This is a genomic window from Brevundimonas sp. (assembly GCF_036402095.1).
Lineage (GTDB): Bacteria > Pseudomonadota > Alphaproteobacteria > Caulobacterales > Caulobacteraceae > Brevundimonas.
The window spans coordinates 1-8700 of the sequence record NZ_DASWTO010000088.1; the positions used below are offsets into that span (position 1 = coordinate 1).

7 protein-coding genes and 1 tRNA gene are annotated in these 8700 nt (G+C 71.2%); 4 read left to right on the forward strand and 4 right to left on the reverse strand.

The features are described from left to right. Positions 1 to 4: 4 nt before the first annotated feature. The 3 genes from VGD32_RS07075 (at position 5) to VGD32_RS07085 (ending at position 2231) form a co-directional block, all read left to right on the forward strand. A tRNA-Met gene (locus tag VGD32_RS07075) sits at positions 5 to 81 on the forward strand. Between the two features lie 162 nt (positions 82 to 243). Next, on the forward strand, positions 244 to 618 hold the full coding sequence (locus tag VGD32_RS07080) for a BlaI/MecI/CopY family transcriptional regulator (RefSeq protein WP_331031200.1): 375 nt from the start codon (positions 244 to 246) through the stop codon (positions 616 to 618). Further along, the gene (locus VGD32_RS07085) at positions 615 to 2231 is read left to right on the forward strand and encodes a M56 family metallopeptidase (protein WP_331031201.1); all 1617 of its coding nucleotides are present in this window, start codon (positions 615 to 617) and stop codon (positions 2229 to 2231) included. Before VGD32_RS07080 ends, VGD32_RS07085 begins: the two co-directional genes overlap by 4 nt. A 7-nt stretch (positions 2232 to 2238) precedes the next feature. Here the strand turns inward: VGD32_RS07085 and ileS are convergent, their stop codons facing one another. The 4 genes from ileS to VGD32_RS07105 form a co-directional block, all read right to left on the reverse strand. After that, positions 2239 to 5154, reverse strand: a complete 2916-nt coding sequence (ileS, locus tag VGD32_RS07090; protein ID WP_331031202.1) for an isoleucine--tRNA ligase — start codon at positions 5152 to 5154, stop codon at positions 2239 to 2241. Between the two features lie 151 nt (positions 5155 to 5305). Next, a complete protein-coding gene (locus VGD32_RS07095) occupies positions 5306 to 6241 on the reverse strand; it encodes a bifunctional riboflavin kinase/FAD synthetase (RefSeq protein ID WP_331031203.1) in 936 nt (311 codons plus the stop codon). 1 nt (position 6242) lies between these two features. Then, positions 6243 to 6701: a MaoC family dehydratase gene (locus VGD32_RS07100; protein ID WP_414644370.1), complete on the reverse strand. Its 459-nt coding sequence runs from the start codon at positions 6699 to 6701 to the stop codon at positions 6243 to 6245. Between the two features lie 29 nt (positions 6702 to 6730). Further along, entirely contained in the window at positions 6731 to 7600 is an 870-nt protein-coding gene (locus VGD32_RS07105) for a TIGR01459 family HAD-type hydrolase (protein WP_331031204.1), read from the reverse strand. A gap of 539 nt (positions 7601 to 8139) precedes the next feature. Here VGD32_RS07105 and VGD32_RS07110 point away from each other — a divergent pair. After that, positions 8140 to 8484: a YMGG-like glycine zipper-containing protein gene (locus VGD32_RS07110; protein WP_331031205.1), complete on the forward strand. Its 345-nt coding sequence runs from the start codon at positions 8140 to 8142 to the stop codon at positions 8482 to 8484. The last annotated feature ends 216 nt before the right edge of the window (positions 8485 to 8700 follow it).

Consider the following 8700-nt stretch of genomic DNA (forward strand, 5'->3'; position numbering starts at 1 on the left):
TTGCCGCGGGATGGAGCAGCCCGGTAGCTCGTCAGGCTCATAACCTGAAGGTCGCAGGTTCAAATCCTGCTCCCGCACCCAAGATCTCAAAGCCCCGCATGGCTTCCGCCGGCGGGGCTTTTTGCTGTCCGGCGCGCACCCATGGCCACCGCCTTACGCCGAGTTCATCCAGCCGCCACAATCCGGACGTTATCCGCTACAAGTGTAGCGCTACCTATGTAGCGAGGCCTAGCGGAACCCTCCATGATCGAGTCCCTGCCACGCCGTGAACGAGAGGTCTTCGAGACCCTCTGCCGTCTTGAGAGGGGCGCAGTCAGCGCCGTGCGGGCCGCCATGGGCGGGACGCTGCGCGACTCGGCCGTGCGCACCCTGTTGGCCCGCCTTGAGGCGAAGGGCCTGGTCGGCCGCACCGCAGACGAGGATGGCATTGTCTACCGCCCGTTGCCGCGGCCGGAAACCATCGCCGCCAGGGCGCTTCGCCGAACCGTCGACACCTTCTTCGCCGGCTCGGCGGCGAGCGCCGCGACCGCCCTGTTGGGACTGACCCAGAAGCTGAAACCGGAGGAGCTGGAGGCGCTGGAAAGGGCGATCGACGAGGCGAGGGAGCGGGGATCGTGAACGCCGAACTCCTCGTCGAATTGTTGGTCAAGTCGGGCGTCGTCGCCGGCGCGGGGCTGCTCCTGTCCGCCGTGCTCTCGTTCCGTCCTCCGGCCGACCGGGCCGACATTCTGCGCGCCGCCGTCTGCATGCTGCTCGGCCTGCCGCTGCTGATCGCCTTCGCACCCGAGCTGCAGATCGCCTTGCTCCCCGCCACGCCGGTCGAGCCGGCGGCGGCGCCGGCGGTGGTCTGGCAGGGCGCCGTGACGCCGGTTGAAGGCCTGTCGCTCCAGGGGGCGATCCCGCGGCCCTCCCTGACCGGAATAGCCGCAGGAGTCTGGGTGATCGGCGCGATCATCGTCTTGGGACACTTCCTTCTCGGCGTGCTGACGCTGAGGCGCTGGACCCGGTCCGGGACGCCCGTGACCGATCCGGCCTGGACCGCGCCGCTGGCGCGCTTCGGTGGGCGCCGAGCTCCGCGGCTGATCGTCTCCTCGCGCATCGAGGGTCCGCTCAGCTGGGGGCCGCCGCCCGGCGTGGTGCTGATCGGCCAGGGCTGCCTCGCCCGTCCCGAAACCGCAGGCGCCGTCCTGGCCCATGAGCTGGCCCATATCCGGCGCGGCGACTGGCTGTTCCTCGCCCTGTCCCGGTTGGCCCTCGCCCTGTTCTGGTTCAACCCGCTGGTGTGGCTGCTGCACGCCACCCTGGCGAGCCGGACCGAAGACGCCGCCGACGCGGCCGCGCTCGCCGCGGTGGATCGCCGGACCTACGCCCGCGTCCTCGTCGGCCTCGCCGCCGATTTCCGACAGTCCGCCGCTATCGGCATGGCGGCGGACGCCCAATCCCTGACCAGAAGGATCACCCGCATCATGACCATCCGCACCGCGTCCCGGCCCCGCCCGCTGTCGATGGCTCTCGCCATCGGCGCCCTCGTCGCCGTCGCCACCCCGATCGCCGCGCTGGATATCACGCAAAGACCCCCGTTGCCGCCGCTGCCGCCCCTTCCGCCGATGGCGGTCGCGGCGCCGGCCGCCCCGCTGCCTCCGCTTCCGCCCACGAGCCACGCGATCAGCGCCCCAGCCGTAACGCCGGCCCCGCCCGCGCCCCCGGCGGCCCCCGCGGCCCAGGTCCCGCCTGCTCCTCCTGCTCCCCCGGCTCCGCCCGAGCCGCCAACCCGGCGCCATCTCTCGGAAGAGGAACGGGCCGAGCTTCACCGACACCGGGACGCAGCCCGGGCGCATGCGACCGAGGCGCGTGCCGCCGCGGCCGCGCACAGGGCCGCCGCGGCCGAGGCCCGGACCGAGGCGCGCCTCGCGGTGGAGGCCGCCGCCCACGCTCGCGTCGATCATGCCCGGATCCGGGACCAGGTCGCCCGCGAGATGGCTAATGCGCGCGTGGAGATGCGGCGCGGCGCCGAGCAGATGGTCGAGGGCGCGGAGGAGATGCGGCAGGAGTCCCGCCGCCTGCGCGATCCGGCCTATCGCGCCCGCCAGATCGAGCGGGCCCGCGAGCGCGGCGACCGCATTCCGACCGACGCGGAGCTGGAGGCGCTGGCGCCCCGGCTGGCCACCCAGGCCGACGAGCTGGAGCAGCAGGCGGTCCGGCTGCGCGAGCAGGCCGAAGACCTGTCCTGAACCGTGATCAGGCCCGACGCGTGTCCCACCAGCGGACCGCGTCGGCGTCGCGGGCGCTGAGCTCGGGGTAGTCCGGATCCGAACCGACGTCCGGCACGCGCCGCCATGAGCGGGCGCATTTCGGATGGTCGGCGAGGCGGACCTCGACCGTGACGGCGTCGCCGCCCGCCTTCAACTCGGCGCCCGAGGTGCGGAACACCTCGGCGGCGTCGAGGCCCTCGAAAGGGGCGAAGGCGTCGGCTGGTCCGGTGACCACGGGCCAGGCGTCGAGAGCCCCGCCGATGACCTTGTCGCGGCGGGCGGCCTCGAGCGCCTCGTTGACGATCTCCAGCACCGTCTCGACGCCGGCCCAGCGTTCGGCCTCGGCCGGATTGCGCCAGACCTCCGGCGTATCAGGGATAACCCGGGCGCAGTTGGAGCCGCTGTCGGGGAAGCGGGTGGTCCAGGCCTCCTCCATGGTGAAGGGGGTCAGCGGGGCCAGCCAGGCGGTCAGGCGCATGAAGACCTCATGCATGACGGTGCGGGCGGCCCGGCGGCGGATGGCGTCGGGCCGGTCGCAGTAGAGGCTGTCCTTGCGGATGTCGAAATACAGCGCCGACAGGTCGTTGGAGCAGAACTCCAGCACCGGGCGGACGACGTCCTGGAAGCGGTAGTCGCGGTAGGCGGCGCGGACGTCGCCGTCGAGCTCCCACAGGCGGTGCAGGACGAACCGCTCCAGGGGCGGCATCTGGTCGAGCGGCAGCCGCTCCGCCTCGTCGAAGTCAGCCAGGGCGCCGAGCAGATAGCGGACAGTGTTCCTCAGCTTGCGATAGGCGTCGACCGTGGTCTGCAGGATCTGCTTTCCGATCCGCTGGTCTTCGGCGTAGTCCACCAGGGCGACCCAGAGGCGCAGGATGTCGGCCCCTGACTCCTTGATCACCACGGCGGGGTCGGTCGTGTTGCCCTTCGACTTGGACATCTTCTCCCCGTTCTCATCCTGGGTGAACCCGTGGGTGAGGACGGCGTCGTAGGGGGCCCGGCCGCGCGTGCCGGCGCCTTCGAGCAGGTTGGACTGGAACCAGCCGCGATGCTGGTCCGAGCCCTCGAGATAGAGGTCGGCCGGCCAGTGCGACGGGCGGTCGCCCGTATAGCCGTGGGCGGGATCGCGCGGCTCCAGGGTGAAGGCGTGGGTGCAGCCGGAGTCGAACCAGACGTCGAGGATGTCCTGGATTTTCTCGTAGCGGGCCGGATCGTGGGCGCCGAGGAAGTCGGCGTCCGGGCGGTCGAACCAGGCGTCGGCGCCGCCCTCGCGCACGGCGGCGAGGATGCGGGCGTCGACCTCGGGGTCATGCAGCGGCTGGCCGGTTTCCTTGTCGACAAACATGGCCAGAGGGGTGCCCCAGGCGCGCTGGCGGCTGATCAGCCAGTCCGGGCGGCTCTCGACCATGGTGCGGATGCGGTTCTTGCCCGCCGCCGGGTGGAAGGCGGTGGCGTCGATGGCCGACAGGGCGCGCTCGCGCAGGGTGCCGTCGTCGTCCAGCGGCTTGTCCATGCGGATGAACCACTGCGGCGTGTTGCGGAAGATGACGGGTGCCTTGGAGCGCCAGCTGTGCGGGTAGGAATGCTCCAGTCGGCCGCGGGCCAGCAGGTTGCCGGCCTCGATCAGCTTCTCCATCACCGCGCCGTTGGCCGGGCCGAATTTGCCGGTCTTCTTGCCCTCGGTCTCGATGACCTTGAGGCCGCCGAACAGGGGGACGTGGTCGTAATACGCGCCATCGGGGTCGACGGTGTCGGGCACCTCGTGATGGCCGTGGGCCTTCCACACCTCGAAGTCGTCGGCGCCGTGACCGGGGGCCGTGTGGACGAAGCCGGTGCCGGCGTCGTCGGTGACGTGGTCGCCGGCCAGCAGCGGCACGGAATAGCCGTAGCCGGACGACAGCGCCGCGAGCGGATGGGCGCACTCGAGGCCGGACGGGTCCAGATCGTCGATGCGGGTCCACGTGGCGATTTTCGCAGCACGGAAGACCTCTTCCGCCAGCTTGTCGGCGAGGATCAGCCGGTCGCCCGGCTTGGCCCACGGCTGGAACTCCAGTCCCTCTTCCATGGCCGTGACCTCGTAGAGGCCGTAGGCGATCTCGGGGCCGTAGCTGATGGCGCGGTTGGCCGGGATGGTCCACGGGGTGGTGGTCCAGATGACGACGGCGGGATTGGCGTGGCGGAAGGCCAGCAGGTCGTCGGGATGGGCGTCGGTGGCCCCGGTGACGGGGAATTTGACCCAGACCGTCGGGCTGACGTGGTCGTGGTATTCGATCTCGGCGTCGGCGAGGGCGGTGCGTTCGACCGGCGACCACATCACCGGCTTGGAGCCGCGGTAGAGCTGGCCCGAGTTCTTGAACCTGTGGAACTCGGCGACGATGGCGGCCTCGGTGGAGAAGTCCATCGTGGCGTAGCGGTTGTCCCAGTCGCCGAGGATGCCAAGGCGTTTGAACTGGTCGCGCTGCACGTCGATCCAGCCGGCGGCGTATTCGCGGCAGGCCTGGCGGAACTCGGCCTTGGAGACCTCGTCCTTGCGCTTGCCCTGGGCGCGGTAGCGCTCCTCGATCTTCCACTCGATCGGCAGGCCGTGGCAGTCCCAGCCGGGGACGTAGTCGACGTCATGGCCTAGCAGGAAACGGCTGCGGACGACGAAATCCTTCAGCGTCTTGTTGAGGGCGTGGCCGATGTGGATGTCGCCGTTGGCGTAGGGCGGGCCGTCGTGGAGCACGTAGAGGGGCGCGCCCTCGGCCTGACGCTGCGCCCGGAGCTTGCCGTACAGGTCGCCCCACTGTTCGAGGATCTGCGGCTCCTTCTGGGGCAGGCCGCCGCGCATGGGAAAGGGCGTCTCCGGCAGGAAGACGGTCTCGCGGTAGTCGCGGCCAGCAGGGGTGTCGGAGGCGTCAGCCATCTAGTCTCGTCTCGTGTGTTGATCGTTCGCGTGAAGGTCGATGAGAACCCGGCGAGCGCGGGGATAAGCCCCTGCGGCGCTACGCCGGGCGGCTAATCGAAATCGGGCGAAACACGCGGACGGTCATGGTGGGAGCGGTCTAGCAGGCGGTTCAGCCCCGCGCCAGCGCGGCGCGGGCGGCGTCGGCGTCGCGGTCGATCTGGGACTTGAGGGAGTCGAGGTCGGCGAAGGTCTCCTCGCCGCGGAGGAAGGCGACCAGTCCGGTTTCGATGGTCTGGCCGTAGAGGTCGCTGTCGAAATCGAACAGCCAGACCTCGAGCAGGGGCTCGTCGAGGGCGTACATCGGGCGCACGCCGAGGCTGGCGACGCCATCGAGGACCCGGCCGTCGGGCAGGCGGGTGCGGGTAGCGTAGATGCCGAAGGCCGGCCGCATATAGTCGCCGAGGCGGACGTTGGCGGTGGGCACGCCGATGGTGCGGCCGCGCTTGTCGCCGTGGATCACCTCGCCCTCGATGGCGAAGGGGCGACCGAGGATGGCGGCGGCGCGGGTCATGTCCCCGGCCTTGAGCGCCTCGCGGACGGCGGAGGAGGACAGTTTCAGCCCGTCGGGATCGTCGACGCGGTCGCAGACGGTGACGCCGAAGCCGAGCGCCGCGCCCTGGCGGCGCAGACCCTCGGGCGAGCCGGTGCGGCCCTTGCCGTAGGTGAAGTCGAAGCCGACGGCGGCGTGGCGGACGCCCAGTCCCGCGCCCAGGACCTCGCGGGCGAAGGCTTCGTCGGACATGGCCGCCATCTCGCCGTCGAAGGGCAGGAGGTAGAGGCGGTCGACGCCGAGCGGTTCGAGCGCCCGGGCCATCTGGGCCGGGGTCATCAGCCGGAAGGGGGCGGCGTCGGGCTGGAACCAGCGCCGCGGGTGGGGATCGAAGCTGACGATGCCGAGGGGGGCGCCGAGCGCGCGCGCCGCCTCGCGGGCCGTGGCGATGACGGCCTGATGGCCGCGATGGACGCCGTCGAACGCGCCGATGGCGACGGCGGCGCCCCGGAGCCGGTCGGGCAGGGCGCGCCAGTCGGTGACGACCTCGACCAAGTCAGTCCTTCGCGGGGCGCCGGCGGCGGGGCACCCGGACCACGGCGACGCCGTCCATGATCAGCTTGCCGTCGACGAAGCCCTCGCAGTTCAGTTCGACCCGGGCGCTTTCCTGGTCGACGGAGATGACGCTGATGCGGACCACCACGTCGTCGCCGGGGCGCACCGGCAGGTGGAAGCCGAGGGTCTGCGAGATGTAGATGGCCCCGGCGCCGGGCAGGATGGTGCCGACCACCGCCGAGCCGAACGAGGCCGACAGCAGGCCGTGGGCGATACGGCCGCGGTAGGCGGTCTTCGAGGCGAAGGCGTCGTCGAGGTGGACCGGGTTGAAGTCGTCGGAGGCCTCGGCGAACAGGCGGATGCGCTCGTCGGAGACGTGGATGACCTTCTCGGCCGCCATGCCGGGGTGGAGCTCCTCGAGGATGTAGCCGCCCGAGGGATGTGTCGTGACCAGTTCCATGTCGGGGCCTTAGCCTGATTTGGAACCCGTCACCACGCCAGATCGAGCATGGCGTAGCGGGCCCAGGTGGTTTCCGCCCGCAGCAGGCCGGCGGCGCGGGCCGGATCGAGGCGGCCGTCGGCGCCCCTGGCGGCGTCGCCGTGGATGCCCTGGGCGATGAACAGACAGTCCAGGGCCTGGCGGTTGGCGCCGAGGACGTCGGTGACCACGCCGTCGCCGATGCACAGCACGCGGGCGCGGTTGACGGGGCGGCCCAGCAGCCTTTCGCCCTCGTGGACGGCCAGGTCGTAGATCGGGCCGTACGGCTTGCCGGCCATGGTGACGCGGCCGCCGAGGCTTTCGTACAGGTCGGCGAGCGAACCGCCGCAATAGATCAGCCGGTCGCCGCGCTGCACCACGCGGTCGGGATTGGCGCAGATCAGTTCGAGATCGCTGGCGACGCCGGCGGCGAGGCGCTCGCGATAGTCTTCGGGCGTCTCGGTCTCGTCGTCGACCGGGCCGGTGACGGAGATGAAGGCGGCGTCCGCGGCGCCGGCGGCGGTCTTGAGGCCGAGGCCGTCATAGAGCGGCCAGTCGCGGTCGGGGCCGATAATCCAGGCGGGGCCGGGCGCCCGTCTGGCCAGTTCGGCGCGGGTGGCGTCGCCGGAGGTGACGAAGGCCTTCCAGCTGTCGCGCGGCACGGCGAGGCGGTCGAGCTGGGCGACGACGTCGGAGGAGGGACGCGGCGAGTTGGAGATCAGGACGACATGTCCGCCCTGCTGGTTGAAGCGGGTCAGGGCGGCGCAGGCGTCCGGCCAGCTCTCGCGGCCGTTATGGATCACGCCCCAGACGTCGCAGAGCAGGATGTCGTAGTCGGCGGCGATGTCGCCGAGGCCATTCAGCGCGTGGGGGAGGGTCATCCGCGGCTGATAGCGGTTTCGGCCGGGGCGGTGAAGGGCGGTGGCGGCCCCCCGGGTTTTACCCGGATGAAAACCAAAACAGGGGTGGCAAGGACGGCGCAGTCTGCATCCGACGGGCGCGTCCCGGGCCCGGTTTTACCCGGGTGAAAACCGGAACAACGGGGGCAGAGTCGGCAGGGGCGACAGGGCCGTGTGATGGAACACGCCTGGAGCGGCGGTCGGGGATTGGATTGTCAAAGACCGGCGGACGCAAGGGGGCAGTATGGGCCAGCCCGTCGCTCAGGCGCGTTCGTGACGCTGGCCGGGAGATGATGTGCAGCGTAAACAGCGGGTTGGCCGCCGGTATTATGAAGACAGAAGGCGGATTTGCAGCGCGGCAATTCCGCTTTCGTCGTCCCGAGGTCGGCGCGCCTGCGCCGCGGGCCCCGGGATAACGAGAGACGAAGACAGCGTCTGCCGGGAAGCCGGACGGGAAGGCCCGCGGAACGCCCGGCCAGTGTGCGGTGTTCTCACCGGGCGGGGCCTGAGGGAGATGCGGTATGCGACACCTGTGGACCATGACGGCGGCGGCGGCCTGCGGACTGACGCTGTCCGGTTGCGCCTCGATGGACAACTATGCGTCGGCTTGCGAGCGCGACTACGAACGCAACCGCCAGCGCGCCATGGCGGCCGGAGCCCTGCTGGGCGGGGCCATCGGCGCGGCGGTGGCCGGCAGCGAGGACCGGGAGAAGGGCGCGGCGATCGGCGCCGCGGCCGGGGTCCTGCTGGGCCATGCGCTGTCCGACGAGGACGATCCGTGCGGCTACGGCTTCGGCGGCTACAACACCGACTACCGCTACGGCCGCGAGCGGATCTACTGGCGCGACGACGACCGCCGCTGGTGAGGGAACGGAGCGGGCGTCCGGCGGTTGGTCGGGTCTGACCGGAGGACCCGATGACCCGACTGACCCCCCTGTTCGCCGCCGCCGCCCTGGCCGGCGGTCTCGCCGCCTGCGGCAATCCCCAGTCCGCGCCCGAGCCCGAGAACGAGGCTACGGCCGAGGCCATGCCGGCGACGCCGGACCGGAGCGAGACAGCCGCCGACGAGGCCGCCGCGGGCG

Coding starts and splice junctions, on each gene's coding strand:
- VGD32_RS07080 (WP_331031200.1), top strand. CDS start 244: ATGATCGAGTCCCTGCCACGCCGTGAACGAGAGGTCTTCGAGACCCTC.
- ileS (WP_331031202.1), bottom strand. CDS start 5,154: ATGGCTGACGCCTCCGACACCCCTGCTGGCCGCGACTACCGCGAGACC.
- VGD32_RS07100 (WP_414644370.1), bottom strand. CDS start 6,701: ATGGAACTGGTCACGACACATCCCTCGGGCGGCTACATCCTCGAGGAG.
- VGD32_RS07105 (WP_331031204.1), bottom strand. CDS start 7,600: ATGACCCTCCCCCACGCGCTGAATGGCCTCGGCGACATCGCCGCCGAC.
- VGD32_RS07110 (WP_331031205.1), top strand. CDS start 8,140: ATGCGACACCTGTGGACCATGACGGCGGCGGCGGCCTGCGGACTGACG.